19 protein-coding genes and 3 pseudogenes are annotated in these 24,522 nt (G+C 62.2%); 14 read left to right on the forward strand and 8 right to left on the reverse strand.

All coding sequences use genetic code 11. From position 1 onward, the window contains the following. Positions 1–78 precede the first annotated feature (78 nt). From hisS to hisG, 3 genes are all read left to right on the forward strand, one after another. Positions 79–1,599, forward strand: coding sequence for a histidine--tRNA ligase (gene hisS, locus FZ934_RS01170; protein ID WP_153269567.1), 1,521 nt, complete (start codon positions 79–81; stop codon positions 1,597–1,599). Between the two features lie 179 nt (positions 1,600–1,778). Continuing rightward, positions 1,779–2,897 carry an ATP phosphoribosyltransferase regulatory subunit gene (locus FZ934_RS01180; RefSeq protein WP_153269568.1) on the forward strand — a complete coding sequence of 373 codons (1,119 nt, stop codon included), beginning with the start codon at positions 1,779–1,781 and terminating at the stop codon, positions 2,895–2,897. Next, positions 2,897–3,592, forward strand: coding sequence for an ATP phosphoribosyltransferase (gene hisG, locus FZ934_RS01185; protein WP_153269569.1), 696 nt, complete (start codon positions 2,897–2,899; stop codon positions 3,590–3,592). The genes FZ934_RS01180 and hisG overlap by 1 nt, the downstream gene beginning before the upstream one ends. Before the next feature lie 80 nt (positions 3,593–3,672). Here the strand turns inward: hisG and FZ934_RS01190 are convergent, their stop codons facing one another. Next, on the reverse strand, positions 3,673–4,119 hold the full coding sequence (locus FZ934_RS01190) for a DoxX family protein (protein ID WP_153269570.1): 447 nt from the start codon (positions 4,117–4,119) through the stop codon (positions 3,673–3,675). Between the two features lie 213 nt (positions 4,120–4,332). On the opposite strand from FZ934_RS01190, the gene FZ934_RS01195 reads away from it, so the two are divergent. Beyond that, positions 4,333–5,043: a glutathione binding-like protein gene (locus FZ934_RS01195; protein WP_153269571.1), complete on the forward strand. Its 711-nt coding sequence runs from the start codon at positions 4,333–4,335 to the stop codon at positions 5,041–5,043. Positions 5,044–5,087: 44 nt separating this feature from the next. Here FZ934_RS01195 and FZ934_RS01200 read toward each other — a convergent pair whose 3' ends face one another. From FZ934_RS01200 to groES, 3 genes are all read right to left on the reverse strand, one after another. Further along, positions 5,088–5,537, reverse strand: coding sequence for a hypothetical protein (locus FZ934_RS01200; RefSeq protein WP_153269572.1), 450 nt, complete (start codon positions 5,535–5,537; stop codon positions 5,088–5,090). Between the two features lie 661 nt (positions 5,538–6,198). Beyond that, the gene (groL, locus tag FZ934_RS01205) at positions 6,199–7,839 is read right to left on the reverse strand and encodes a chaperonin GroEL (RefSeq protein ID WP_153269573.1); all 1,641 of its coding nucleotides are present in this window, start codon (positions 7,837–7,839) and stop codon (positions 6,199–6,201) included. A gap of 56 nt (positions 7,840–7,895) precedes the next feature. Beyond that, on the reverse strand, positions 7,896–8,192 hold the full coding sequence (groES, locus tag FZ934_RS01210) for a co-chaperone GroES (RefSeq protein WP_004675403.1): 297 nt from the start codon (positions 8,190–8,192) through the stop codon (positions 7,896–7,898). A gap of 293 nt (positions 8,193–8,485) precedes the next feature. Here groES and chrA point away from each other — a divergent pair, with 293 nt between their 5' ends. The 5 genes and pseudogenes from chrA to mctP all read left to right on the forward strand — a co-directional run bounded on the left by chrA (position 8,486) and on the right by mctP (position 13,654). Further along, entirely contained in the window at positions 8,486–9,898 is a 1,413-nt protein-coding gene (chrA, locus tag FZ934_RS01215) for a chromate efflux transporter (RefSeq protein ID WP_153269574.1), read from the forward strand. A gap of 104 nt (positions 9,899–10,002) precedes the next feature. Further along, on the forward strand, positions 10,003–10,851 hold the full coding sequence (locus FZ934_RS01220) for a TIGR01459 family HAD-type hydrolase (RefSeq protein ID WP_153269575.1): 849 nt from the start codon (positions 10,003–10,005) through the stop codon (positions 10,849–10,851). A gap of 28 nt (positions 10,852–10,879) precedes the next feature. Further along, positions 10,880–11,862: pseudogene (locus FZ934_RS01225) on the forward strand (bifunctional riboflavin kinase/FAD synthetase). A 131-nt stretch (positions 11,863–11,993) separates the two neighbouring features. Next, on the forward strand, positions 11,994–12,191 hold the full coding sequence (locus FZ934_RS01230; RefSeq protein ID WP_113364386.1) for a DUF3311 domain-containing protein: 198 nt from the start codon (positions 11,994–11,996) through the stop codon (positions 12,189–12,191). Beyond that, positions 12,181–13,654 (forward strand): annotated as a pseudogene (mctP, locus tag FZ934_RS01235) (monocarboxylate uptake permease MctP). The gene FZ934_RS01230 and the pseudogene mctP overlap by 11 nt, the downstream one beginning before the upstream one ends. Before the next feature lie 41 nt (positions 13,655–13,695). Here the strand turns inward: mctP and FZ934_RS01240 are convergent. Next, a complete protein-coding gene (locus tag FZ934_RS01240; RefSeq protein WP_153269576.1) occupies positions 13,696–14,154 on the reverse strand; it encodes a type II toxin-antitoxin system VapC family toxin in 459 nt (152 codons plus the stop codon). After that, positions 14,151–14,435, reverse strand: coding sequence for a type II toxin-antitoxin system Phd/YefM family antitoxin (locus FZ934_RS01245; RefSeq protein ID WP_153269577.1), 285 nt, complete (start codon positions 14,433–14,435; stop codon positions 14,151–14,153). The genes FZ934_RS01240 and FZ934_RS01245 overlap by 4 nt, the downstream gene beginning before the upstream one ends. A gap of 322 nt (positions 14,436–14,757) precedes the next feature. Between FZ934_RS01245 and ileS the strand changes: the two genes are divergently transcribed. Together ileS and FZ934_RS01260 are read left to right on the forward strand one after the other, a co-directional pair. Further along, on the forward strand, positions 14,758–17,661 hold the full coding sequence (ileS, locus tag FZ934_RS01255; protein ID WP_153269579.1) for an isoleucine--tRNA ligase: 2,904 nt from the start codon (positions 14,758–14,760) through the stop codon (positions 17,659–17,661). 136 nt (positions 17,662–17,797) lie between these two features. Continuing rightward, on the forward strand, positions 17,798–18,427 hold the full coding sequence (locus FZ934_RS01260; protein ID WP_153269580.1) for a hypothetical protein: 630 nt from the start codon (positions 17,798–17,800) through the stop codon (positions 18,425–18,427). 230 nt (positions 18,428–18,657) lie between these two features. Here the strand turns inward: FZ934_RS01260 and FZ934_RS01265 are convergent, their stop codons facing one another. Continuing rightward, complete coding sequence (locus FZ934_RS01265) at positions 18,658–19,089, reverse strand: nucleoside deaminase (protein ID WP_194273787.1); 432 nt, start codon at positions 19,087–19,089, stop codon at positions 18,658–18,660. A 90-nt stretch (positions 19,090–19,179) separates the two neighbouring features. On the opposite strand from FZ934_RS01265, the pseudogene FZ934_RS01270 reads away from it, so the two are divergent. The 3 genes and pseudogenes from FZ934_RS01270 to FZ934_RS01280 all read left to right on the forward strand — a co-directional run bounded on the left by FZ934_RS01270 (position 19,180) and on the right by FZ934_RS01280 (position 22,690). Continuing rightward, a pseudogene (locus tag FZ934_RS01270) lies at positions 19,180–21,229 on the forward strand (pseudouridine synthase). Further along, on the forward strand, positions 21,210–21,770 hold the full coding sequence (rsmD, locus tag FZ934_RS01275) for a 16S rRNA (guanine(966)-N(2))-methyltransferase RsmD (protein ID WP_153269581.1): 561 nt from the start codon (positions 21,210–21,212) through the stop codon (positions 21,768–21,770). The pseudogene FZ934_RS01270 and the gene rsmD overlap by 20 nt, the downstream one beginning before the upstream one ends. Before the next feature lie 95 nt (positions 21,771–21,865). Beyond that, positions 21,866–22,690, forward strand: a complete 825-nt coding sequence (locus tag FZ934_RS01280; RefSeq protein ID WP_153269582.1) for a patatin-like phospholipase family protein — start codon at positions 21,866–21,868, stop codon at positions 22,688–22,690. 4 nt (positions 22,691–22,694) lie between these two features. Here FZ934_RS01280 and FZ934_RS01285 read toward each other — a convergent pair whose 3' ends face one another. Further along, positions 22,695–24,506 (reverse strand): monovalent cation:proton antiporter-2 (CPA2) family protein, encoded by a 1,812-nt coding sequence (locus FZ934_RS01285; protein ID WP_153269583.1) that lies wholly within the window; start codon positions 24,504–24,506, stop codon positions 22,695–22,697. Between the last annotated feature and the right edge of the window lie 16 nt (positions 24,507–24,522).

Below are 24,522 nucleotides of genomic sequence, written 5' to 3' on the forward strand. Positions count from 1 at the left end.
AAGGCCCTTCACCCTTGCCGCATCCGGCCCTTTCCGCTAGGAAACCGCCACTGTCACAGTGAGCGGAAGACGTTGGAAATGAACGACATCAAGAAGAAACCACAAAAGCTCAAGGCCAGACTCCCACGCGGCTTCGTCGATCGTTCGGCAGCCGATATTCGCGCCGTCAATGAAATGACCGCGAAGATCCGGGAAGTCTACGAGCATTATGGTTTCGATCCTGTCGAAACCCCGCTCTTCGAATATACCGATGCGCTCGGCAAGTTCTTGCCGGATGCGGACCGGCCGAACGAAGGCGTCTTTTCGCTGCAGGACGACGACGAGCAATGGATGTCGCTCCGCTATGATCTGACGGCGCCGCTCGCCCGCCATGTCGCCGAGAACTTCAACGACATCCAGCTGCCCTACCGCACCTATCGCGCCGGCTATGTTTTCCGCAACGAAAAGCCGGGCCCGGGCCGTTTCCGCCAGTTCATGCAGTTCGACGCCGATACCGTCGGTGCGCCCGGCGTGCAGGCCGATGCCGAGATGTGCATGATGATGTCCGATACGCTGGAAGCGCTCGGCATCAAGCGCGGCGACTACGTCATCCGCGTCAACAACCGCAAGGTTCTCGATGGCGTTCTGGAAGCGATCGGCCTCGGCGGCGACGACAAGGCTGCTCAGCGTCTCAACGTGCTGCGCGCCATCGACAAGCTCGACAAGTTCGGCCCGGAGGGCGTGGCCCTCTTGCTCGGCCCCGGCCGCAAGGATGAATCAGGCGATTTCACCAAGGGCGCCGGCCTCGACCAGAGCCAGATCGACAAGGTCCTCTTCTTCGTCGGTATCAAGGATTACGCGGAGAGCGCCGCCCAGCTGGCGGAACTCGTCGCCGGCACCTCCAAGGGCGCCGAGGGTGTCGAGGAGCTGAACTTCATCGGCGCATTGGTCACAAGCGCGGGCTACCGGTCTGACCGCATCAAGATCGATCCGTCGGTCGTGCGCGGCCTCGAATATTACACCGGCCCGGTCTACGAAGCCGAGCTTCTGTTCGACGTGACCAACGAAAAGGGCGAGAAGGTCGTCTTCGGCTCTGTCGGTGGCGGCGGTCGCTATGATGGCCTCGTCTCCCGCTTCATGGGCCAGCCCGTTCCGGCCACCGGCTTTTCCATCGGCGTCTCCCGTTTGATGACGGCGCTGAAGAACCTCGGCAAGCTCGGTCAGGCCGAGGTCATCGAGCCAGTCCTGATCACTGTCATGGACGGCGACGTCGAGGCGATGGGCCGTTATCAGCGCCTGACGCAGGAGTTGCGCGCCGCCGGCATTCGCGCCGAGATGTTCCAGGGCAACTGGAAGAAGTTCGGCAACCAGCTGAAGTATGCTGACCGTCGCGGCTGCCCTGTTGCGATCATCCAGGGCGGCGACGAGCGTGCCGAGGGCGTCGTGCAGATCAAGGACCTGATCGAGGGCAAGCGCCTGTCGGGTGAGATCGAGGACAACGCAAGCTGGCGTGAGGCGCGGGTTGCCCAGGAGACGGTTCCGGAAGGCGATCTCGTTTCCAAGGTCAGGGAAATTCTCGCGGCGCAGGCTGAAGACCGCAAGCGAGCGTCGAATGTTTGAGCGGGGCGCACCCCCCTCTGTCCTGCCGGACATCTCCCCCTCAAGGGGGGAGATCGAATCGTGGCTGGGTTTACGCCAAACAATCGATGTAGAGCGGGCGGATGAGCCCAGCCAATCTCCCTCCTTGAGGGGGAGATGTCCGGCAGGACAGAGGGGGTATCCCCGGAGACACTGAGCCCATGCCCCTGATCGACCTTCCTCACTTCTCCGCCGACCTGCTGGCCGAATTCGCGGGCCGCAAGGCAGAGCGCGTCGACACGCCGATCATCCAGCCGGCCGAGCCGTTTCTGGATATCGCCGGCGAGGATCTCCGTCGCCGGATCTTCATGACCGAGAACGAAACCGGTGCAAGCCTGTGCCTGCGGCCGGAGTTCACGATTCCGGTCTGTCTGCGCCACATCGAAAGCGCCACCGGCACCCCGAAGCGGTATTCCTATCTCGGCGAAGTCTTCCGGCAGCGGCGCGAGGGCGGAAGCGAGTTCTATCAGGCCGGTATCGAAGATCTCGGCGACATCAACATTTCGGCGGCCGATGCCCGCATCATTGGTGATGCGGTCGGTATCCTGTCCCGGCTTCTGCCCGGCCGGCAGCTCGCGGTAACGCTGGGTGATCAGGCCGTCTTCGAAGCGGTTGTGCAGGCTCTTGGTCTTCCGCTCGGATGGCAAAAGCGCCTCACCCACGCCTTCGGCAACATGGCGCAGCTCGAGGCCCTGCTTGGGCGTCTCGTCAGCCCGCAATTCGTAACCGGTCTCGATGATCAGGTCGCCAGCCTTTTGAACTCGGGCGACGAAGACGCGCTAGTGAGGCACATCGACGAGACCATGCAGGCCACCGGCTATTCGACCAATGCCAGCCGTTCTCCGGCGGACATTGCGCGGCGCCTGAAGGAAAAGCTCGTACTTTCCGAAATCCGTCTCGATGATGCTGCCTTCGCGGTGCTGCAGGAGTTTCTGTCGCTGCAGGTGCCGCTGACCAATGCATCGGCGGCTCTCGCCGGTTTTGCGGACGCCGCGGGCTTCAAGCTCGGCAACGCGCTCGCACGCTTTGATGGCCGCGTCGCCGCACTGGCAAATGCCGGCGTCGATATCTCCATGGTCGAATATCGCGCCGCCTTCGGGCGTCCGCTCGATTACTACACCGGCCTCGTATTCGAGATCGGCGTCGAGGGTTCCGACTCGGTTCTCGTCGGTGGCGGTCGTTTCGACAAGCTGATGACGTTCCTCGGCGCCAAGGAGCGGATCCCGGCGGTCGGCTTCTCGTTGTGGCTCGATCGTATTGATGCGGCGAGGGCGGCCTGATGACGATTACCATCGCTTTGCCCTCGAAGGGTCGCATGAAGGAAGATGCTTCCGCCATCTTCGAACGCGCCGGAATGAAGATAACGGCGGTCGGCAACGACCGCTCCTATCGCGGTAGGGTCGAAGGCCTTGACGATGTCGAGGTCGCCTTCCTGTCGGCGTCTGAAATCTCCCGCGAGATCGGCAACGGCAGCGTCGATTTCGGCGTCACCGGCGAGGACCTGATCCGCGAAGGCCTGGCGGAAGCCGACAAGCGTGTGGAAGTTTGTGCGCGGTTGGGATTTGGTCATGCCGACGTCGTGGTCGCCGTCCCCGAGATCTGGCTGGATGTCGACACCATGGCCGACCTCGGCGATGTCGCAGCCGATTTCCGCGCCCGCCATGGACGCCGCCTCGCGATTGCGACGAAATACTGGCGGCTGACGCAGCAGTTCTTTTCGAGCCAGCACGGGATCCAGCTCTATCGTATCGTCGAGAGCCTAGGCGCCACCGAGGGGGCGCCGGCATCGGGCTCCGCCGACATCATCGTTGATATCACCTCCACCGGCTCGACGTTGCGCGCCAACCATCTGAAGGTTCTGAGCGATGGCGTTATCCTGCGCTCGGAAGCATGCCTGGTGCGCGCCCGCAAGGAAAGCCACGCCGACGAGCCGGCTGTCGCGCGTCTGATCGAAGCGGTTCGCGGCGCGCTCTGATTTCAAGGCATGACCGAATACGAAAAACCCGCCGTCGCGAGACGGCGGGTTTTCGCATGCTTGGGAGGATGCTGTCTGGGTTATGCAGTGACCGGCAGGGCGCCGCGGCGCGCGTCGATCGAGAAGAGACCCGGGCCGAAGGTGGCGAGCAGGATGTAGGCGCCGGCCAGCGTGAAGTTCTTCATCAGCATGATGCCGTTCAGCGCGTTGATCCAGCCGAGAGCGGCATCCGGCCAACCTTCAACGGCAACGGTACCGGAATGGAAGACAGCGCCGGTGAAGATGCAGAAGGCGGCCAGTGCCCAGCCGACGATCTTCGTCTGGAAGCCGACGAGAACGGCAAGGCCGGTAACGAGTTCGAACAGGCCGGCGATGTAGGCGAGAGCGGTCGCGGCCGGCAGGCCGGCGCCGGTGATCATGCCTGCAGTGCCTGCGGGATCGGTCAGCTTGCCAAAGCCAGAATAGATGAAGATGAACGACAGAAGGATGCGTGCGACGAGAATAACGGTGTTCTGAGCAGTCGACATGGAAGTGTCTCCGTTTGAATGAACCGAGACCGCTGTGCCCCGGCACGGTTGTCGATCTCTTGTGAGGCCGTTGTCCTTCATTTTTGCCGTTGTGGAAAGATAGACGCTGGGGACAGTTTGTTCAGCAATAGTGAACGGGCGGGCGATGCGCTCCCCGGTTGCCATTACCCTTTGCGCTCTTCTATGGTCGGCCCGCCCATATGGAGAACTAAAATGGCAGACCTATCCGCATTTCCGATCACCCAGCGCTGGCCGGCTGGCAACCCTGACATCATCCAGCTCTATTCGCTGCCGACGCCGAACGGCGTGAAGATCTCGATCGCCCTTGAAGAGCTCGGTCTGCCTTATGAGCCGCATCTGGTCTCCTTCGGCACTAACGACCAGAAGTCTCCCGAGTTCGTCTCCCTCAATCCCAATGGGCGGATACCGGCCATCATCGATCCCAACGGACCGGACGGAAAGCCGATCGGTATCTTCGAGTCTGGCGCAATTCTTCTCTACCTGGCGGAAAAGACCGGCCATCTCATTCCCGCCGACGCCGTCGGCCGCTATGAGACGATCCAGTGGCTGTTTTTCCAGATGGGCGGTATCGGGCCGATGTTCGGCCAGTTCGGGCATTTTCATAAGTTCGCCGCCGACAAGGTGGCCAACAATTCTTATCCCGTCGAGCGATACCGTGACGAAAGCAAGCGACTTCTGAGCGTCCTTGAAGGGCGTCTGCAGGGGCGCAAGTGGATCATGGGAGATGTCTACACGATCGCCGACATAGCGACGTTTCCATGGGTGCGCGGCGCGGATGTCTTCTACGGCGGTCGCGAGCTGCTGGAATATGCGAAATTCCCTGCCGTCATGGATTGGCTGGAGCGCTGCATTGCGCGACCGGCGAGTGAGAAGGGGCTTAACATCCCCGCAAGGCCGGCCTGATCGCAACTGCGCAGGAGCCAGCCGGTGCTGGCTCCCCGCAAGGCTTACTGACGACGCGCGGTCACGCCGGACGCGCTGCTCTTGAAGCGCGGAAAGATGAATACACCGAGGATGCTGCCACCGACCCCATCTTCATAGCCGTTCGACTCTCCCATGCAGAAGAGCGGCTGCCGATGGCCGTTTGCGGCAATGATGGTCGTCGAGAAGCAGAAGGACGACGAAGAGAGCGTCGAGGCCTGCTCGAAGATATCGAGGATGTGGCCGTGGTCCTTCCGGTCATAGCAGCGCAGCAGGCTCAGCAGCCCGCATTCGACACCGGTGAGACCATGCAGCATGGCGCTGCGTTCCCTGAGGCGGATTGTGCCGCTTGAGAAATCCCCGGTCCAGGTTTCGGCGACAGAGAATTGCGCCAGCATTTCCGGATTATTGTCGTTGAGGTCGAGCGATCCCGGCATTAGCGGTGCCGAAATGTCGGTCTTGGCGATTTTAAACAAAATGTTCCCCATGTTGGCCACAGCGTTCCCCTGCTGCGGTCCCGGCAAACAGAACAGGTTCAAGCTGCACCGAGCATCATGCTGGGGCGGCCGGGGAAAAGGGGTTGCGGACAAAAACGGCGTTACGCCTGTCCACTTTCACCGGCGAATAAATACAACCTATAGTAATTGATTCAAGGAGCTTTTTGCTCCCGCTCATCGCCGTCTCCTTTCAGCCGGGATAGCCTGAAAACAGGCAAACTCGGCAGTAGCCACGGTGGCGATTGCTGGGCGAATTTATAGGGCCTTTTTTCAAAACGGCAATCGTCTTTTCACACGCCTGCGTTTCGGGAACCTAGATCGCAATTGAGCGGAAAACACCAAAATCCCGCACGGTTTCGGCTAAATAATCATAAAATGATGGACCGGAAACGGTTTTAGGCGTGTTTGAATGTGAAAATTGCTCACAAAGTGTGGTGGGAGATGATTTCAATCGAAATCAAAAAATCGGCAGTGCGGCAAGCTCCAGGAAAGGTCCGGCGCGCTGGGCGTGACTGCTTAAACGTTTAACAGCACGCAATTGATTAGGGAGCAAACGAATCACATGAAAATGAAAAGGGCGACCCGAGAGCCGCCCTTCCGTAACCTGAACCGGATGGCTCAGACATGAGACCCGAAGGTCTTACATCATGTCCATGCCGCCCATGCCGCCCATGCCGCCAGGCATGCCGGCCGGTGCGTCCTTCTTCGGCAGCTCGGCGATCATGGCTTCCGTCGTGATCAGCAGCGAAGCAACCGAAGCTGCGTTCTGCAGAGCCGTACGAACGACCTTGACCGGGTCGACGATGCCCATGGCGATCATGTCGCCATATTCAGACGTCTGAGCGTTGTAGCCGAAGTTGTCTTCGTTCTTGTCGAGAACCTTGCCGACAACGATCGAAGCTTCGTCACCAGCGTTTTCTGCGATCTGGCGAACCAGAGCCTGCAGAGCGCGGCGGATGATGTTGATGCCAGCTTCCTGGTCGTCGTTCTCACCCTTGGCGGCGATCTTCGTGGAGGAGCGCAGCAGAGCGATACCACCGCCCGGTACGATACCTTCCTGAACAGCAGCGCGCGTCGCGTTGAGAGCGTCGTCGATGCGGTCCTTCTTTTCCTTGACTTCGATTTCCGTGGAGCCGCCAACGCGGATGACGGCAACGCCGCCAGCGAGCTTGGCAAGGCGTTCCTGCAGCTTTTCGCGGTCATAGTCCGAAGAGGTTTCTTCGATCTGAGCCTTGATCTGCGCAACGCGGCCTTCGATGTCGGACTTGGCGCCAGCGCCGTCGACGATCGTGGTGTTTTCCTTGGAGATCGAAACCTTCTTGGAACGGCCGAGCATGTCGAGCGTAACGGATTCGAGCTTGATGCCGAGGTCTTCGGAGATGACGGTGCCGCCCGTGAGGATGGCGATGTCTTCCAGCATGGCCTTGCGGCGGTCGCCGAAGCCAGGAGCCTTGACGGCAGCGATCTTCAGGCCGCCGCGCAGCTTGTTGACGACGAGCGTAGCAAGAGCTTCGCCTTCAACGTCTTCAGCGATGATGAGGAGCGGCTTGCCGGTCTGAACGACAGCTTCGAGAACCGGGAGCATAGCCTGGAGGTTCGAGAGCTTCTTCTCGTGGAGGAGAATGAAAGCGTCTTCGAGGTCAGCAACCATCTTTTCCGGGTTGGTGACGAAGTACGGGCTGAGGTAGCCGCGGTCGAACTGCATGCCTTCGACGACTTCGAGTTCGGTTTCAGCGGTCTTGGCTTCTTCGACGGTGATAACACCTTCGTTGCCAACCTTCTGCATGGCTTCAGCAATGTCGAGGCCGACCTGCTTGTCGCCGTTTGCGGAGATCGTGCCGACCTGAGCAACTTCAGCCGAGGTGGAGATCTTCTTTGCCTTGGCCTGCAGGTCCTTGACGACTTCTGCAACAGCGAGGTCGATACCGCGCTTCAGGTCCATCGGGTTCATCCCGGCAGCAACTGCCTTGGCGCCTTCGCGAACGATAGCGCGGGCCAGAACGGTTGCCGTCGTGGTGCCGTCGCCGGCGATGTCGTTGGTCTTCGAAGCAACTTCGCGGACCATCTGGGCGCCCATGTTTTCGAACTTGTCTTCGAGTTCGATTTCCTTGGCGACCGATACACCGTCCTTGGTGATGCGCGGAGCGCCGAAGGACTTGTCGATAACGACGTTACGGCCCTTCGGGCCGAGGGTGACCTGCACTGCGTCAGCGAGGATGTCGACGCCGCGCAGCATCTTTTCGCGCGCAGAGCGGCCGAACTTTACTTCTTTAGCTGCCATTTTGGTTACTCCTGAATAGGGGTGTCAGCGATAAACGGGTCGGGATAACCGGCAGATCAGCCGATGATGCCCATGATGTCGGCTTCCTTCATGATCAGAAGGTCTTCGCCGTTGATCTTGACTTCGGTGCCGGACCACTTGCCGAACAGAACGCGATCACCAGCCTTGACGTCGAGAGCGACGACCTTGCCGGATTCATCACGAGCGCCGGAACCGACGGCGACGATTTCGCCTTCCTGCGGCTTTTCCTTGGCGGTGTCAGGAATGATGATGCCGCCCTTGGTCTTTTCTTCGGACTCAACGCGGCGAACGACGACGCGATCGTGAAGGGGGCGGAAGTTGGTGCTTGCCATTGTCTAATCCCTCGATCAAATGACATCTGCGAGCCGTGATGACCCGCGCGGATGGGTGTTAGCACTCGTGCTTGATGAGTGCTAGCGGCGTGCATTTAGGAGTGGCCCGGCGGGGAGTCAAGAACGACCGCAATTTTTCTTCGCCGCGCTCGGCAATAGGCTTAACAGCATATCCTTGTCGGAAGTGAGACAGCCGCGCCTGTCGTGAATCTTTCCAGCATCCGCCCTCGATTGCCGGAGGATTGTCGTGCCCCTTGGCCGATGCTATCGAACGTCCGTAGCGGGGCAGGGGAATGACATCGGTGAACACGGCGATTGCGACAGACGAAATCGTGGCGGCGCCGCCTCTTGGCCAGGCCGTTCGCGTTTGGGCGCGCATCGGTTGCCTGAGCTTCGGAGGTCCAGCCGGCCAGATCGCGCTGATGCACAAGGTCGTGGTCGAGGAAAAGCGGTGGATATCCGAGGAACGCTTTCTGCACGCCTTGAGCTATTGCATGCTGCTGCCCGGCCCGGAAGCGCAGCAGCTCGCAACCTATATCGGCTGGCTCATGCACGGCGTTCGCGGCGGCCTGCTTGCCGGTCTGCTTTTCATACTTCCCGGTTTCGCCGTCATTCTTCTCTTGTCGGGACTGTATGCCGAGTTTCATGAGACCGGATGGCTGACAGCAGTGTTCTTCGGCCTGAAGGCGGCGGTCCTCGCCATCGTGATCGAAGCGCTCTTGAGGCTGGGTGGCCGGGCGCTCAAGAACCGTTTTCATCATATCGTGGCGGCCGCGTCGTTCCTCGGGCTTTTCCTGCTAAACCTCCCGTTTCCGCTGGTGGTCGTGCTGGCAGGCGCCGCAGGCTTTGGTCTGGCTCGTTATCGTGCCCGACAAGAGGCCGAGCCGAAAGCCGGGCCGCGCTCGCTGCCAACGCGTCCGACGACGAGATCGATCGCGCGTCCTCTTCTAGTGCTAGTGGGCTGGGTTCTGATCTGGCAATCGCCGCTTTTGATCGTGCGTGCGCTTGACGCCCCGACGGATCTGCTCGCCGAAGCCTTGAGTGGTGAGGCCAACGTGTTCGGTGCCGTCTTCATCTTCTTTTCGAAGATGGCCGTCATCACCTTCGGCGGAGCCTATGCCGTGCTTACCTATGTGGCGCAGATTGCCGTCGGCCACTATGCCTGGCTGAAACCCGGCGAGATGCTGGATGGTCTGGCGCTGGCGGAAACCACGCCGGGGCCGCTTGTCCTCGTTCTCTGTTTCGTCGGTTTTCTCGCCGGCTACCGCAATCCTGTCGCGATGGTGCCGCTTGCGGGCGGCGTCTTCGGCGCCTTCCTTGCCGCCTGGGCAACATTCGTCCCGAGCTTCGTCTGGATTTTCGCAGGCGCACCTTTCATTGAAAGACTGCGCAGCAACGCGATGGTTTCGGCCGCCTTGTCGGCCATCACCGCCGCCATCGTCGGCGTCATTCTCAATCTCGCCGTCTGGTTCGGTCTGCATGTCCTCTTCGCGGAGGTGGGGCGCGTCGCGATCTTGTCGACAGGCGTCGGGTTGCCTCTGATAAGCCTTGCATGGCCGGAATGGCGCAGCATCGACATCGGTGCGGTCGCGCTTTTCGTCGCCGCCGCGATTATGCTCTTCCGCTTCAAGGCTGGCGTGGTCAAGATCCTGGGTGTATCGGCCCTGGCCGGTCTCGCGATCAAGCTCGGCGAAGCATTCCTTTGAGTTTCCCGCTGGCATTTTGGTTCGATAGCCCGGAAAAATGCCTTGCCTTCCCGCCATGCCTTTGCGATGTCACGCCCTGACTGAACGAGGATCGGAAAATCGGAATGGCCAAGCGGATCGAAACCTTTGCAGAAATCGCCAGTCAGTACGACGCTGTCTTCTGTGATGTCTGGGGCGTTCTCCATAATGGCGTCGATCCCTTTCCAAAGGCCGGCGCCGCACTTGCGGCAGCGCGGGAACAAGGCCTCACCGTCGTCCTCATCACAAATTCGCCGCGCATCGCCCCGCAGGTCGTGGCACAACTGCGCCAGATCGGCGTGCCCGACGAAGCCTATGACCAGATCGTCACCTCGGGTGACGTGACGCGCGGCCTGATCGCGCAGGGCCCGAAGAAAGTATTTCTGCTTGGCCCCGAGCGCGACGTTGCCCTCATAGAGGGCCTCGGCGTCGAGCGTGTCGATGCCAAGGAGGCGACATCGGTCGTCTGCTCCGGCTTCTTCGACGACGAAACGGAGACGCCGGAAGACTACACGGATATGCTCAAGGAGTTTCAGGCGCGCAACGTGCCGATGATCTGCGCCAATCCCGATCTGGTCGTCGAGCGCGGCCACAAGATCATCCCGTGCGCAGGCGCCATGGCGGCCTACTACAATCAGCTCGGCGGCGAGACCCGCATTGCCGGCAAGCCGCATAGCCCGATCTATGACGCCGTTTTGTCGGTGGCCCGCGAGGTTCGCGGCGATGTCCCGCTTGGCCGTATCCTTGCGATCGGCGACGGAATGCCGACCGATGTGCGCGGCGCGCTCGATTATGGTCTCGATCTGCTCTATATCAGCGGCGGCATCCACGCTAAGGAATACACGCTCAACGGCGAGACGGACGAGGCCATTCTGACGGCCTATCTGGAACGCGAGCGTGCCACCCCGAAGTGGTGGATGCCGCGTCTCGCATAAGCCTACCGCCCGAGAAAAGTCCTGCCCGATGACCGTTTTCCACCGCAATGAAACCCGTGAACCCCTGCCGGCCCACCTGAGGGGCGGAGTGGTCGCCGTTGGCAATTTCGACGGCGTTCATCGCGGCCATCAATCGGTTCTTGAACGTGCGCTGCAGATTGCCGAACGCCGTGGCATCCCGGCTCTGGTGCTGACCTTCGAACCGCACCCGCGCGCCGTTTTCAAGCCCGATGCGCCGGTTTTCCGGATCACGCCGGCGCCGCTGCGTGCCCGTATCCTCGAGGCCCTGGCTTCAAGGCGGTTGTCGAATATCCGTTCGACCGTGCTTTCGCCCAGAGGACGCCTGAGGATTTCGTCCACACGGTCCTGAAGGACTGGCTGGGCGCTTCCGAGGTCGTTACCGGCTTCGACTTTCATTTCGGCCACAATCGCGAGGGCGGCCCGGCCTTCCTGATGGATGCCGGCCAGAAATACGGCTTCGGCGTAACATTGGTCGATGCTTTTCGTGACGAGAATGCCGATGTCGTCTCCTCCAGCAACATTCGCGAGCTGCTGAAGGGCGGCGACGTCAGCGCAGCGGCAGGAATGCTCGGCTATCACTATACCGTGGAAGCGGAAGTCATCGGTGGCGAGAAGCTTGGCCGGCAGCTCGGGTTCCCGACGGCGAACATGCGACTTCTACCCGAAGCCGCCCTGAAGGCCGGTATCTACGCCGTCAAGTTCCGCCTGGCAGACGGCACGGTTCATGATGGTGTCGCAAGCTACGGTCGCCGCCCGACGGTCACCGACAATGGTGCCCCCTTGCTCGAGACCTACGTCTTCGATTTCAGCGGCGATCTCTACGGGCAGATCTGTTCGGTCTCCTTCTTCGGTTATCTGCGCCCCGAACTGAAGTTCGATGGCCTCGACCCGCTCGTCGAGCAGATGAACCGCGACAAGGAAGAGGCGCGCGCTCTCCTTGCAGGCGTCCAGCCGCTCAGCGAACTCGATCGCAAGATCTGCTTCGCCTGACGTTCCAGTCGCCTTCGAAAATTGTGGCTCTTTCGGGGCAGCCGCGCTTGCCGTGCGCGCTTGCGGGGATATCTCATCTATTTGATAAGACGCGGATTCGCTGCGCCCCAGCACCGAAAGGCAATCATCACATGGATAAGAGGTTTGGAACGGCGGCCTGCTGGCTGCTCATCATTCCCTATATCGGGCTCCTATGGGTTCCCTTCTATAATTTTCACGATCCGGTCCTGCTCGGGTTCCCTTTTTTCTACTGGTATCAGCTGGCCTGGGTGCCGATCACCGCCGTCCTGACCTGGATTGCCTACCGGAGCATGCGCGATGACGACTGAACTCGACGCCACCGCGCTTTCCGTCTTCATCTTCTTCTTCGTGCTCGTCACGGTCATGGGCTTCGTTGCTTCCCGCTGGCGCAAGCCCGAAACGCTCGCCCACATCGATGAATGGGCCTCGGCGGCCGCAGCTTCGGCACCTGGATTACCTGGTTCCTGGTCGGCGGCGACTTCTACACCGCCTACACGGTCATCGCCGTTCCGGCCCTCGTCTACACCGTCGGCGCCTACGGCTTCTTTGCCCTGCCATACACGATCGTGGTCTATCCCTTCGTTTTCATGGTCATGCCCGTGCTGTGGAAGCGGGCGAGGGACTTCGGCTACGTGACGGCGGGCGACGTCGTCCACGGCCAGTATGGGTCGCGCGGGCTGGAGCTTGCCGTCGCGGCGACCGGCGTGATCGCGACGATGCCCTATATCGCGCTTCAGCTCGTCGGCATGACGGCGGCGCTGAAGGCATTGGGCCTTCACGGTGAAATACCCCTGGCGATCGCCTTCATCGTTCTGGCGCTCTATACCTATTCGGCGGGCCTGCGCGCGCCGGCGCTGATCGCCTTCGTCAAGGACATCATGATCTACATCGTCGTGATCGCCGCTGTCGCGCTCATCCCCTCGAAGCTTGGCGGCTATGCCAACGTCTTCGCTTCGGCGGATGCGGCGTTCCAGGCGAAGGGATCGGGAAGCCTGCTGCTCGGTGGCAACCAGTATGTCGCCTACGCCACTCTCGCGCTCGGCTCGGCGCTCGCAGCCTTCATGTATCCGCATACGCTGACCGGTATCTTTGCGTCCAACAGCGGCAACACGATCCGCAAGAACGCCGTTCTCTTGCCGGCCTATACGCTGCTGCTCGGCCTTCTGGCGCTCCTCGGTTACATGGGGCATGCCGCCGGGCTGAAGCTCGATAGCGCCAACGATGTGGTTCCGGCGCTGTTCCAGACGCTGTTCCCGAGTTGGTTTGCGGGCTTTGCCTTCGCGGCGATTGCCATCGGCGCGCTGGTGCCGGCGGCGGTGATGAGCATCGGGGCGGCCAACCTCTTTACCCGCAACTTCTGGAAAGCCTACGTCAACCCCGCGGTCTCCGATGCCGGCGAGGCAAAGGTCGCCAAGGTAACGTCGCTGGTCGTCAAGGTCGGCGCGCTGCTCGTCATCATCTTCCTGCCGACGCAGTTCGCCCTCGATCTTCAATTGCTGGGCGGGGTCTGGATTCTGCAGACGCTTCCCGCGCTCGTGTTCGGCCTTTACACGGGATGGTTCCGCGCCCCGGCCTGCTGGCCGGCTGGTTTGTCGGTTTCTTCGGCGGCACGCTGCTTGTCTGGATCAACGGCCTGAAGCCGCTTCAGCCGATTGCCTTCGGCGAGACCTCGTTCACCGTCTACATCGGCCTGCTGGCACTGGCGGCAAACATCGTCGTCGCCGTCGTCGTCAATGCCGCGACACCGGCAAAGGCGGTCGCACGGGCGTGAGCGTGTTGTGACGTGGGGCCGCGGGTAAAGCCGCGGTCCGCTTATTTTCCGCTCAGCGGAAATCGTGCCGGATCGTCCGACCACGGATCGAATACTGCCGCGCCGGAAAAGCGCGTGTCTTTGACGTTACGCGTGACAAGATAGAGGTCGTGCTCGATGGCCGTGGCCGCCAGCATGGTGTCGATGACGGGCGGCGCATGGCTTGTTGCCAGCTTGACCCGTCCTGAAATCGCGCCCCAACGCCTGACGCAGTTGTCGGTGAGCGAGAGAACTCGGCCTGAAAACCGTTCTTCAAGCGCGTCGCGCGCTGCACCATAGACGTAACGATTGGGGTCGTCGGGCGGGAGGTTCTCGATCCCCTTGTCGTATTCGCCCAGAGTCAGGATGCTGAGAAACATACACGTCTCGTCCTGCGTGGCGGCCCAGTTCTTGACCGATGGCGCGCCGTTTCGATTGATGAGTGCCGCGATGACATTCGTGTCGAGAAGCCAACCGATCACAGCGCCACATCGCGTCCTTCGTCGCGGTCGCGTTCGACTTCCAGTCCGTCAAGCGCTAGTCCCTCCAGGAATTCCACCAGCAGCTGCTTCGGTGCCGTCTGCATCAGGCGGTCCAGCTCTTCGGCGCTGATGACGACAACGCTGTCGCGACCACGAACGGTCACGCGCTGTGGCCCTTCGCTATGCGCCATCCGTACCACCTCGCTGAACCGCGCCTTGGCATCCTCTAGCTTCCAGCGCTGCCCGTTCCGTCGCAGCTTTCGTATATGTTCCGCGCACATGGCTGAACCCCACAACTAGTCAGATGGTCAGATTGTAGCCTATTCTATGACACTTTGCCAACCGGCAAACCGCCTGAACCTGAATCGGATGCGCCGTTACCAGCCAATTCGCCTCTTCCTTTTCCCTCTAAAAGCGCCTATGAACCGGCGCGATGAACAAGTTCCGGCTGGCGATCACGATGCGAATTATCGGCCCGGCCTTCCGCGCGCGCTAAGCGGCCGGAAGGTCCGGGTTTTTGGCGCTTGGACGACGAGCGCCTCCGTCACCAATTTTCAAGCCCGTTGCGCCCGCTTCCGTGGCGCCTAGAGACGATTGCTAGACATGACCGATACAGCCGAAAAGATCGATTACTCGAAGACCCTCTATCTGCCGGAAACCGATTTCCCGATGCGCGCCGGCCTGCCGCAGAAGGAGCCGGAAACCGTTGCCCGCTGGCAGCAGATGGGTCTTTACAAGAAGCTGCGCGCCTCCGCCGCCGGCCGTGAAAAATTCGTCCTGCACGACGGCCCTCCCTATGCCAACGGCAACATCCACATCGGCCACGCGCTGAACAAGATCCTCAAGGACGTCATCAACCGCTCGTTCCAGATGCGCGGCTTCGACGCCAACTATGTTCCCGGCTGGGATTGCCACGGCCTTCCGATCGAATGGAAGATCGAAGAAGAGAACTACCGCGCCAAGGGCAAGGCAAAGCCTGACCTGAAGCAGGCCGACGCGATGATCGAGTTCCGCAAGGAATGCCGCGCCTATGCCGAAAAGTGGATCAAGATCCAGGGCGACGAGTTCAAGCGCCTCGGCATCGAGGGCGATTTCGACAATCCGTACCTGACGATGAACTTCCACGCCGAAAGCCGCATCGCCGGCGAACTCCTGAAGATCGCCATGAGCGGCCAGCTCTATCGCGGCTCCAAGCCGATCATGTGGTCGGTGGTCGAGCGCACGGCGCTGGCGGAAGCCGAAGTCGAGTACCACGACGTCGAGAGCGACATGATCTGGGTGAAGTTCCCGGTCGTGGGTGGCGCCGGCGAGCTTGCCGATGCCCATGTCGTCATCTGGACGACCACGCCGTGGACGATCCCGGGCAACCGCGCCATCGCCTATTCGCCGAAGGTCGCCTACGGCCTCTATGAAATCACGGCCGCCGAAAACGACTTCGGTCCGCAGCCCGGCGAGAAGCTGATCTTCGCCGACGCGCTTGCCGAGGAGTCCGCCAAGAAGGCCAAGCTCACCTTCCAGCGCCTGCGTGGCCTCTCGGCTGATGAGATGGCCGGCATCACCGCCGCCCACCCCCTCAAGGGCCTCGGCGGCGGCTACGAATTCGCTGTTCCGCTGCTCCCTGGCGACCACGTCACCGATGACGCAGGTACCGGCTTCGTCCACACCGCCCCGTCGCACGGCCGCGAAGACTTCGAGGCCTGGATGTCCTCCGCCAAGCAGCTCGAAGCAAAGGGTATCGACACCCGCATCCCGTTCCCGGTCGACGACAGCGGCACCTACACGTCGGACGCCCCCGGCTTCGAAGGCGCCCGCGTCATGGACGACAACGGCAAGAAGGGCGATGCCAACGAGCGCGTCATCAAGACGCTGATCGAGCGCAACGCTCTGTTTGCCCGTGGCCGCCTGAAGCATTCCTATCCGCATTCCTGGCGCTCCAAGAAGCCGATCATCTTCCGCAACACGCCGCAGTGGTTCGTCTACATGGACAAGGACCTGAAGGACGGCACGACGCTGCGCACCCGTGCGCTCAAGGCAATCGACGATACCCGTTTCGTGCCCGCCGCCGGCCAGAACCGCCTGCGCGCCATGATCGAGCAGCGCCCGGACTGGGTGCTTTCGCGTCAAAGAGCATGGGGCGTTCCGATCTGCGTCTTCGCCGATGAGGACGGCAACGTCCTGCAGGATGCCGATGTCAACGCCCGCATCCTCGAGGCCTTCGACGTCGAGGGCGCCGATGCCTGGTTCGCCGAGGGCGCCAAGGATCGCTTCCTCGGCAACGGTCACGACCACGCCAAGTGGACCCAGGTCATGGACATCCTCGATGTCTGGTTCGACAGTGGCTCGACCCATACTTTTACGCTCGAAGACCGCCCGGACTTGAAGTGGCCGGCCGATCTCTATCTCGAAGGCTCCGACCAACATCGCGGCTGGTTCCACTCGTCGCTGCTGGAATCCGCCGCCACCCGTGGCCGCGCGCCTTACAACGCCGTCCTCACCCATGGTTTCACCATGGACGAGAAGGGCGAGAAGATGTCGAAGTCCAAGGGCAACGTCACCTCGCCGCAGGAGATCATGAAGGATGCCGGCGCCGACATCCTGCGCCTCTGGGTCATGACCTCGGACTATGCCGACGACCTGCGCGTCGGCAAGACCATCATCCAGACCAATGTCGATGCCTACCGCAAGCTGCGCAACACCATCCGCTGGATGCTCGGCACGCTGGCACACGACAAGGGCGAGACCTTCGCGGTTTCCGAAATGCCGGAGCTCGAGCAGCTGATGCTGCACCGCCTGGCTGAGCTCGACCAGCTGGTGCGCGAGAACTACGACGCCTTCGACTTCAAGAAGATCGCCCGCGCGCTGATCGACTTCGCCAATGTCGAGCTCTCTGCTTTCTACTTCGACGTCCGCAAGGATGCGCTCTATTGCGACGCTCCGTCGTCGCTGCGCCGCCGCGCCTCGCTGCATGTCATCCGCGCGATCTTCGATTGCATGGTGACCTGGCTGGCGCCGATGCTGCCCTTCACGACGGAAGAAGCCTGGCTGTCGCGCAACCCCGACGCCGTCTCGGTTCACCTCGAGCAGTTCCCGACCATTCCGGCCGACTGGAAGAACGAGGCGCTGGCCGAGAAGTGGAAGAAGATCCGCGCGGTTCGCACGGTCGTGACAGGCGCGCTGGAGATCGAGCGCAAGGACAAGCGCATCGGTTCCTCGCTGGAAGCCGCGCCCGTCGTGCACATCACCGATGCCGAGCTGCTGAAGGCGCTTGAGGGGCAGGATTTCGAGGAAATCTGCATCACTTCGGGCATCACCATCGACGGCTCCGAAGGCCCGGTGGATGCGTTCCGCCTGCCGGAAGTTCCTCTCGTCAGCGTCGAACCGAAGCTTGCGGAAGGTACGAAGTGCGCCCGTTCATGGCGTATCACGACGGACGTCGGGTCCGATCCTGATTACCCCGATGTCTCCGCTCGTGACGCGGCGGCACTTCGCGAACTGGCTGTGCAATAACGAAGAATATTGCCGGGTGAATTGCGCAATTGCTGTTCATCCGGTAAAAGCTGCCTGAAAATGGCCGGATTTTTCCGTCAGGGGACGATTGTCCGGTTTTGGGCGATGATGCACCGGCATGGCTGGAAGGGTTTTCATGTTATCGAAACGTTGGTTCCATTTGGGCGTCTGCCTGACCGTGGCGATGGCAGGCGGCGCGATGATCACTGGCTGCACGAGCGGCCCGCGTTACGGAACCGACAAGACGGCATTCCAGCAGCTGACGGACGACCTCGGTGACTCCGTTTCGCTGACCGGCAAGGATCCCAAGAACAAGGGTGTCCGCTACGCTCCGCGCCCCTCGCTCGTCCTGCCGTCCGATACAGCAAAGGAAACGCTGGTCGAGCCGCAGCAGTCGATCGCCAGCAAGGACAATCCGCAGTGGATCGAGTCGCCTGAAGAGACCCGCGCGCGTCTCGTCAAGGAAGCCGACGACAACAGCGACAATCCGCACTACCGCTCGCCGCTCGCCAGCTCCGCCATCGAAGGTGGTCGCCGCACGACGGAAGAGCAGACCAAGGCCTATCGCGAAGCCCGCGCCATCCAGAAGGGCGCCTATCTCGACCAGCGCCGCTACATTTCCGATCCGCCGACCGAGTATCGCCAGGTGGACGACCCGGCGAAGCTTGATGACGTCGGCGAGCCTGAGCTGAAGAAGCAGAAGAAGCGCAAGAAGGAAGCAGCTGTCGCCGGTAGCGGCAAGCAGTGGTGGAATCTCCTGCAGTAGGGCTGCGGTTTTCCGGCTTTGAGCGGTGTGCCGCGTGGCACCCCCTCTGTCCTGCCGGACATCTCCCCCTCAAGGGGGGAGATCGGCTGGGCGCACGCGCTCGCTCCAACCTCAATTGTTTGGCGTAGACCTCGCCACGAGTCGATCTCCCCCCTTGAGGGGGAGATGCCCGGCAGGGCAGAGGGGGGTATCCCACGGCACACCCTAGCCGTACCCAACCCTCACACTCTCTAATCCCGCTTCCCCTGAAAGAACCCCCGCAGCATCTCCGCCGCCCGCACCTCGTTCAGCCCGGAATAAACCTCTGGCGCATGATGACACGTCGGCTGTCCGTAAAACCGAACGCCGTTGTCCACCCCGCCACCCTTCGGATCTTCCGCGCCGTAGTAGAGGCGCCGGATGCGGGCAAAGGAGATCGCGGCCGCGCACATGGTGCACGGTTCGAGCGTCACGTAGAGATCGGCGCCGGTCAGGCGCTCCTGATCGAGCGCTTCGCAAGCCATGCGGATGGCGAGAACTTCGGCATGCGCCGTGACGTCGTTCAGCTCGCGTGTGCGGTTGCCCGCTCGTGCGATCACCGCCCCGTCGAGCACCAGCACGGCTCCAATCGGGACTTCGCCGCGTTCGCCTGCGGCACGGGCTTCGTCAAGCGCAAGCTCCATAAATTGATTTGTCTTCACGATGCGACAATTTCCACTTAACCGCGGGGGCGCGAACTGATAGACAGGCCCCAAAAGGCAGGCAAACAACAAATGACATTCAAAGACAAGCCAAAACGGCCGGGTGGCAAGCCATCCCCGCGCGATACCGGCGCGAAATCGAGCGGAAAGCCCGCGAAGGCTTTCGCCAAGACGGAAGACGGCGCTGCTGGTGGCGACGACAAGGCGAGCGCATCTCCAAGGTGATGGCGCGCGCTGGCGTCGCCTCCCGCCGTGACATCGAGCGCATGATCATGGAAGGCCGCGTCACGCTGAACGGCAAGCTCCTGGACACGCCCGTAGTCAACGTGACGCTGACCGACAAGATAGAGGTCGATGGCGTCCCGATCCGCGGCATCGAGCGCACCAGGCTCTGGCTCTACCACAAGCCGGCAGGACTGGTGACCACGAACGCGGATCCCGAGGGGCGCCCAACCGTCTTCGACAATCTGCCGGATGACCTGCCCCGGGTGATGTCGATCGGCCGTCTCGACATCAACACCGAAGGTCTGTTGCTGCTGACCAACGATGGCGGCCTCGCCCGCGCGCTGGAACTGCCGACGACGGGCTGGCTGCGCCGCTATCGCGTGCGCGCCCACGGCGATATCGATCAGGACGCGCTGGACAAGCTCAAGGACGGCATCGCCGTTGACGGCGTGCTCTACGGTTCGATTGAAGCCACGCTTGATCGCACCCAGGGCTCGAACGTCTGGCTCACCATGGGCCTGCGCGAAGGCAAGAACCGCGAAATCAAGAACGTGCTCGGCGCACTCGGTCTCGACGTCAATCGCCTGATCCGCATCTCCTACGGTCCCTTCCAGCTCGGCGATCTGCCGGAGCGCGATGTGGTCGAAGTACGTGGCCGCACCCTGCGCGACCAGCTTGGCCCGCGCCTGATCGAAGATGCGAAGGCCAATTTCGACGCGCCCATCTACAATTCGCCGGCCGTTGCCGCCGAAGAAGAAGTCGAAGCAAAGCCGGAACGTCGCGAGCGCCCGCGCAAGCCTGAAGACAAGCGCGAGCGTGCGCTGAGCCGCCTCGATACCAAGCGCGACGATCGCCGCGACAGCGGCCGCGATGCCCGGCGCGACGGTGGCCGCGACGACCGCCGTGATGGTGGCCGCAATGATGACGATCGTCCGAAGCGCCCCGCGCTCGGCAGCCGTCGCAACGCGAATGTGTGGATGGCGCCCGGCGCCCGCCCACTCGGCGAGAAGGCAGCCGCCAAGGCCGAGAAGAACGCCCAGACCGCCCGCCGTCGTGGCGAGGAGCCCCGCTCCGCAAAGCCCGAACGTTCGGGTCATGGCGACGACCGGCCGCGCGTCCAGATCAACCGCGCAAGCGACGACGAGGGCGAATGGATCCGCTCCAGCGAGATCGTCCGCTCACCGAGGGACGACGGCGATGAGGGCTTCGGCCGCAAGCGTTCCTTTGGTGATCGTCCGGCACGCGGCGAACGCTCGTTCGGTGACCGTCCTTTCCGCGGAGACAAACCACAAGGCGATCGTCCTCCGCGCGGCGACCGCCCCCGTGGCGATCGTCGGCCGCGCGAGGACGGCGATGAACGTCCGCGTTCCTTTGGTGACCGTCCGCCACGTGGCGAGCGCTCGTTCGGCGACCGTCCTGCCCGTGGCGACAGGCCGCAAGGTGATCGTCCTCCGCGTGGCGACCGTCCCCGTGGCGATCGCAGACCACGCGAAGAGGGCGACGAACGTCCGCGTTCCTTCGGTGATCGTCCGGCACGCGGCGACCGTTCGTTCGGTGACCGTCCCGCTCGTGGCGATAGACCGCAAGGCGATCGTCCCCGCGGTGACCGTCCGTTCGGCGACAAGCCGCGTGGCGACAGGCGCCCGCGCGCGGAGGGTGATGAGCGCCCGCGTTCGAAGAGCTTCTCGGATGAGGCCCGCTCGGAGCGTCCGGCTGGCAAGTCGTTTGGTGACAAGCCACGCGGCAAGAGCTTCGGCGGCAAACCCGGCGGCGGCAAGAGTTTCTCCGGCAAGCCGAAGGGCGACAGGCCGGGCGGTGGTGGCAAGCCTTCGGGCGGGCCGTCGCGGGTGGACCCAAAGGAAAGGGAATGACACGCGGTGCGGATCGTCGGCGGTGAGTTTCGCGGACGGCCGCTCGCCGTACCAAAATCAAATGACATCCGGCCGACTGCCGACCGGACGCGTGAGAGCCTGTTCAATATTCTGAGCCATGCCTATCCGGAATGCGTCGACGGCACCCGGATACTGGATCTCTTTGCCGGCACCGGCGCCGTCGGCCTTGAAGCTGTCTCACGCGGCTGCCGCCACGCGCTGTTCGTTGAAAACAGTGTCGAGGGCAGGGGCCTGCTCTGGGAAAACATCGATGCGCTCGGCCTGCATGGCCGGACGCGCATCCTCAGGCGCGACGCGACCGACCTCGGCAGCGTCGGCAATCTCGAGCCGTTTCATATCCTCTTCGCAGACCCGCCCTATGGGAAGGGACTGGGAGAGAAGGCGATGGCTGCCGCGGCAAAAGGCGGCTGGCTGGTACCCGGTGCGATTGCAGTGCTCGAAGAGCGCTCCGATGTTGTCGTTTCGGTCGACCCTTCCTATCTGTTCCTGGAAAGCCGCATCTTCGGCGATACACGGGTTCATTTCTACCGCTATCAGCCCCAGTAGCACGGCGGCGCGCAATTGGGGGCAGTGGTGCAGGCAGAAACGTCAATTGTCGAGTTGCCTGCCCCCAAGATGCTTCAAGGTCCGATGGTCCGCGCGTGGCCGTCGCTTTCGGCGGCGGTGGCGCCCGTGGCCTTGCGCACATCCATGTCATCGAGACACTGAACGAACTCGGCATTCGCCCCGTCGCGATCGCGGGCTCCTCGATCGGTGCGATCATGGGTGCGGGCATGGCGGCCGGAATGAGCGGCGCCGACATTCGCGAACATGCGCTCATGACCGTCGGCAACAAGACGGCGGTGGTCAGCCGCCTCTGGGGATTGCGTCCGCAAACGGTGCGTGACGCAGTCGCCAACGGCGTCCGCATCGGCCAGTTCAATCTTGAGCGGATCCTGAAGGCGTTTCTCCCCGCCGATCTGCCGGACCATTTCTCCGATCTTCAGATCCCGATGCGGGTGATCGCGACCGACTATTACGGCCAGAACGAAGTGATCGTCGAGGAAGGGGCTCTCTTTCCGGCGCTCGCCGCATCCTCCGCCATCCCGGCGGTTTTCATGCCCGTTCGCCTTTACGGGCGGGTGATGATCGATGGCGGTATCAGCAATCCGGTTCCCTACGAATGCCTCATGGACAAGGCCGACATCGTGATCGGCATCGATGTCGTGGGTGCGCCTGAGGGAGACGGAACGCATATCCCGAACCGCATGGAGAGCATTTTCGGCTCAGGGCAGCTGATGATGCAGACGGCGATATCGTTGAAGCTCCGGCTCCAGGCGCCGCATATCTTCCTTCGACCCGCCGTCGGCAGAACCGGCGTCATGGATTTCCTCAAGGCCCGCGAAGTTCTGGCGATGTCTGCGGGCGTCAAGGACGAACTGAAGTATGCGCTCGACGGTGCCATCGAGGCGCATCAAAGAGCTTAGTCTACTAAGCGTCGGCCGTCACTTCGGCCGTCCCCGCCAGCGGGTCCGCCGAGAAATCCATTGTCCGTTTCGGCTTGACCAGTGGCTCCGGCTTGACGGGCTCGGAGTAGAGCATGTCGCGACCGGCTTCGAGCCCCTTGGAGACCTGCAGCACCAGCCGTTGTTCGTCACGGCGGCGGATATCCTCTCCGATCTCGTAGGCATCGACCTCGCTGACGCCAAGCGCTTCCAGCGTCCTCCGGCCGAAGAGCAGACCCGATTCCAGGGTTTCGCGCAGTTCGTAGTCGACGTTGCGGTTGCGGAGCGCAATCGAATGAATGCGGTCGTAGGAGCGTACGAAAAGCTTGGCGTGCGGATATTCATCCTGCACCAGTTCGACGATCTTGTCGGTCACCTCGCGTTTCTGGGTGCAGACGACGACGATCTTCGCGTGCTCCACGCCGGCGGCGCGCAGCACATCCTTGCGGGTTCCGTCGCCGAAGTAGATCCGAAAGCCGAAGGACGACGCCTGGCGGATACGATCGGCGGAGGTGTCTATGACCGTCACCGCGCGCCCGCCGGCAAGCAGGATCTGCGCTGAGATCTGGCCGAAACGGGAGAAGCCGATCATCAGAACGTCAGCCCCGGCTCCCTCGAAGTCCTCGTCAAGCTGCTCTTCCTGCTTGTCGCCCGTCAGCAATCGCTTGGAAAGCATCGTTCCGATCGGTGTCAGCGCCATTGACAATGTCACGATGGCGATCAGCAGCGAAGCCGTGCTTGACGGCATCAGGCCGGCCGCGCCGGCAGCCGAGAAAAGCACGAAACCGAACTCGCCTCCCTGCGGTAGCAGAAACGCGATGCGGATGGCGTCGTCGTGGGAGGAGCCTGCGATCCGGCTGATTGCGTAGATGACGAGACCCTTCGCGATCATCACCACAGGGACGGCGATGACGATCAGCAGCGCATTGTCCCACAGCACATCCAGCTGCAGCGACAGGCCGACGGCGATAAAAAAGATAGCGAGCAACACGCCGCGGAAAGGCTCGATGTCGGCTTCCAACTCATGCCGGTAGGAGGACTCGGCAAGCATCACTCCCGAGAGAAAGGCGCCCATTGCCATCGACAGGCCCGCAAGCTGCATCAGGCTTGCCGATCCCATCACGACGAACAGGGCGGCAGCGATCATCGCCTCGCGCGCGCCGGTGCGGGCGATGATCTGAAACAACGGCGTCAGCAGATAACGCCCCATGATGATCATCGCGCCGACAGCGCCGATCGCGATGGCGAAATCGAGAACCGGCGCGCCATGGCCTTTTCCAGTGTCGAGGATGTTGATCAATGCCAGCAGGGGCACGATCGCCAGATCCTGAAAGAGCAGCATCGAGAAGGATCGCTGGCCGTAGCGCGTGTTGACGTCGCCTTCGTCGTCGAGGATCTGCATGGCAAAGGCGGTCGAAGACAGCGCGAGCCCGAACCCGGCAATGATGCCGCCGCGCCAGTCGAGCACGCCCGAAAGCCACGCGACGAGCGACAGCAGGGCGCCGGTCAGCAACACCTGTGCCGTACCAAGCCCGAAGATGTCCCGCCGCATTTGCCACAATCGGCTGGGCTTCAGTTCCAGGCCGATGATGAAGAGCAGGAAGACGACGCCGAGCTCGGCAACGGCAAGGATCTGGTCGCCGTCGGTAAGCCCGTGAAAGATCGGCCCGATCACGACGCCGGCCGCAAGGTAGCCGAGAACGGTGCCCAATCCGAGCCGTTTGAAGATCGGCGCCGAAACGACGGCGCCGCCAAGCAGCAGGATCGTTTCGGAAAAAAGCGCGTTGGGTTCGGACATGATGCGGGCTTCCGTA

The sequence above is a fragment of the Rhizobium grahamii genome (assembly GCF_009498215.1).
GTDB classification, from domain to species: Bacteria; Pseudomonadota; Alphaproteobacteria; order Rhizobiales; family Rhizobiaceae; genus Rhizobium; species Rhizobium grahamii_A.

Coding starts and splice junctions, on each gene's coding strand:
- hisS (WP_153269567.1), top strand. CDS start 79: ATGAACGACATCAAGAAGAAACCACAAAAGCTCAAGGCCAGACTCCCA.
- FZ934_RS01180 (WP_153269568.1), top strand. CDS start 1,779: ATGCCCCTGATCGACCTTCCTCACTTCTCCGCCGACCTGCTGGCCGAA.
- hisG (WP_153269569.1), top strand. CDS start 2,897: ATGACGATTACCATCGCTTTGCCCTCGAAGGGTCGCATGAAGGAAGAT.
- FZ934_RS01190 (WP_153269570.1), bottom strand. CDS start 4,119: ATGTCGACTGCTCAGAACACCGTTATTCTCGTCGCACGCATCCTTCTG.
- FZ934_RS01195 (WP_153269571.1), top strand. CDS start 4,333: ATGGCAGACCTATCCGCATTTCCGATCACCCAGCGCTGGCCGGCTGGC.
- groL (WP_153269573.1), bottom strand. CDS start 7,839: ATGGCAGCTAAAGAAGTAAAGTTCGGCCGCTCTGCGCGCGAAAAGATG.
- groES (WP_004675403.1), bottom strand. CDS start 8,192: ATGGCAAGCACCAACTTCCGCCCCCTTCACGATCGCGTCGTCGTTCGC.
- chrA (WP_153269574.1), top strand. CDS start 8,486: ATGACATCGGTGAACACGGCGATTGCGACAGACGAAATCGTGGCGGCG.
- FZ934_RS01220 (WP_153269575.1), top strand. CDS start 10,003: ATGGCCAAGCGGATCGAAACCTTTGCAGAAATCGCCAGTCAGTACGAC.
- FZ934_RS01230 (WP_113364386.1), top strand. CDS start 11,994: ATGGATAAGAGGTTTGGAACGGCGGCCTGCTGGCTGCTCATCATTCCC.
- FZ934_RS01245 (WP_153269577.1), bottom strand. CDS start 14,435: ATGTGCGCGGAACATATACGAAAGCTGCGACGGAACGGGCAGCGCTGG.
- ileS (WP_153269579.1), top strand. CDS start 14,758: ATGACCGATACAGCCGAAAAGATCGATTACTCGAAGACCCTCTATCTG.
- FZ934_RS01260 (WP_153269580.1), top strand. CDS start 17,798: ATGTTATCGAAACGTTGGTTCCATTTGGGCGTCTGCCTGACCGTGGCG.
- FZ934_RS01265 (WP_194273787.1), bottom strand. CDS start 19,089: ATGGAGCTTGCGCTTGACGAAGCCCGTGCCGCAGGCGAACGCGGCGAA.
- FZ934_RS01285 (WP_153269583.1), bottom strand. CDS start 24,506: ATGTCCGAACCCAACGCGCTTTTTTCCGAAACGATCCTGCTGCTTGGC.